This window comes from Ideonella sp. B508-1 (assembly GCF_000333615.1).
GTDB lineage: Bacteria > Pseudomonadota > Gammaproteobacteria > Burkholderiales > Burkholderiaceae_C > Ideonella.
Map to the genome: position 1 here is coordinate 1 of NZ_BADL01000209.1, position 1,388 is coordinate 1,388.

The 1,388-nt window shown below is 65.4% G+C and carries 1 protein-coding gene, 1 pseudogene and 2 other annotated features; the gene and the pseudogene both read left to right on the forward strand.

The window, feature by feature from the left end:
- Window positions 1–116, forward strand: a sequence feature (AL1L pseudoknot). This feature is flagged as partial in the annotation.
- The coding region (locus I73_RS09045) for an IS3 family transposase (RefSeq protein ID WP_148289748.1) at window positions 1–947 on the forward strand (947 nt) is incomplete at its 5' end. Its footprint overlaps the feature before it by 116 nt.
- Before the next feature lie 36 nt (window positions 948–983).
- Window positions 984–1,327: pseudogene (locus tag I73_RS32530) on the forward strand (IS3 family transposase); the annotation flags it as partial.
- Window positions 1,106–1,222: a sequence feature (AL1L pseudoknot), on the forward strand. (Overlaps the previous pseudogene by 117 nt.)
- Window positions 1,328–1,388: the final 61 nt, after the last annotated feature.

Consider the following 1,388-nt stretch of genomic DNA (forward strand, 5'->3'; position numbering starts at 1 on the left):
GCGTTTTTCGCCCAGGCGGAACTCGACCGCCGCGTCAAGTCNTGAAGGACTTCGTCGATCAGCACCGGGAGCAGTTTGGGGTCGAGTCGATCTGTCGCGTCCTGCAGATCGCCCCATCTGCCTACTGGCACCATGCCGCGTGCCAGCGCCGCCCAGAACTGCGCTCGCGCCGTGCCCAGCGCGATGCGGTCCTGATACCGCAGGTGCACCGGGTCTGGCTGGCCAACATGCAGGTCTATGGCGCCGACAAGGTCTGGCTCCAGCTCAACCGCGAGGGCGTTGCGGTGGCGCGGTGCACCGTCGAGCGCCTGATGCGACGCCAAGGATTGCAGGGCGCACGCAGGGGCAAGGCACAGCGCACCACCATTCCTGACCCGAAGTCCCCATGTCCGCTGGACCGGGTCAACCGGCAGTTTCGTGCTGATCGGCCGAACCAACTCTGGGTCTCGGACTTCACCTATGTCTCGACCTGGCAGGGTTGGGTCTACGTGGCGTTCGTGGTGGATGTGTTCAGCCGCCGCATCGTCGGCTGGCGCCAGAGCAGTTCGATGCACACCGAGTTCGTCCTCGACGCCTTGGAACAGGCGCTGTATGACCGCAAGCCATCGGACGATGGCAGTCTGACGCATCACTCCGACAGGGGGGCGCAATACCTGTCAATTCGCTACAGCGAGCGCCTGGCCGAGGCAGGCATCGAGCCTTCCGTGGGCTCCAAGGGGGACAGCTACGACAACGCCCTGGCCGAGACGATCAATGGGCTCTACAAGGCCGAGGTGATCCACAGGCGCGGGCCCTGGAAGACCAAACAAGCGGTGGAACTGGCCACCCTGGAATGGGTGTCTTGGTTCAACCACCACCGCCTGATGGGGCCGCTGGGGTATGTGCCGCCTGCGGAGTTCGAAGCCAACTACCATCGACAGCGCGCTGGTCAGGCCGCGACCGTCTGACTTAAACCAACTGGCCTCCGCGAAACCCGGGGCGGTTCAGGCGTGCGAGACGGCGTGACGACCACCGAGGCCCAGCGCGTGAAGGACCTGGAGCGAGAGAACCGGGAGCGAGAGAACCGGGAGCTGCGCCGTGCCAACGAGATCCTGAAGCTGGCCAGCGCGTTTTTCGCCCAGGCGGAGCTCGACCGCCGACGGAAGTCGTAAGGGACTTCATCGACCAGCATCGCGATGCCTTCGGGGTCGAGCCGCTCTGCAAGGTCTTGCAGATTGCCCCGTCGGCGTATCGACGACACGCCGCGCTGCGCCTAAAACCCCACAGGCGCTGCGCACGGGCGCATCGTGACGAGGCACTGAGACCGCAGATCGACCGGTGTTGGCGACGCGTCCCCTTCACCGAGGCCGGCACAGGGTAGGTCAGCCCAGCTGTTGTAGCCGGTCGCT